Origin of the sequence: Bradyrhizobium sp. NBAIM08, assembly GCF_020193935.1 — a bacterium.
Taxonomy (GTDB): Bacteria; Pseudomonadota; Alphaproteobacteria; order Rhizobiales; family Xanthobacteraceae; genus Bradyrhizobium; species Bradyrhizobium yuanmingense.
Window position 1 is genome coordinate 1 of sequence record NZ_JADYVR010001288.1, and the last position, 385, is coordinate 385.

A 385-nucleotide genomic window follows, 5' to 3' on the forward strand; every position below is an offset into this window, starting at 1 on the left:
CCCTTCTTGGTGCGCAGATGATCAGCGGCGTCGCCTTCCTCCAGGAGGCCGGAGTCGAGATCGTCCGCTCGCACCACGAGCGCTGGGACGGGAACGGCTACCCGGACGGGCTCGCCGGCGAGGACATCCCGATCGGCGCCCGGATCTTCGCCGTCGCGGACGCCATCGACGCGATCACGAATCACCGGCCCTACCGCGAGGCGCGCAGCTGGCGCGACTCCCGCCGGGAGATCGTGGAGCAGAAGGGAAAGCAGTTCGATCCGCAGGTCGTCGACGCGTTCTGCGACCGCGAGCACGTGCTGCACGAGATCCGCAGAGAGTTCCTCTCCGCCGCCTGAATGCGGTAGGGGAAGCACCACCCCAAGACGCCTGCCCCCGCCATGGC

At 69.1% G+C, this 385-nt stretch carries 1 protein-coding gene; it reads left to right on the plus strand.

From position 1 onward, the window contains the following. The coding region (locus tag I6F37_RS44565) for an HD-GYP domain-containing protein (protein WP_225155067.1) at nt 1-338 on the plus strand (338 nt) is incomplete at its 5' end. Nucleotides 339-385: the final 47 nt, after the last annotated feature.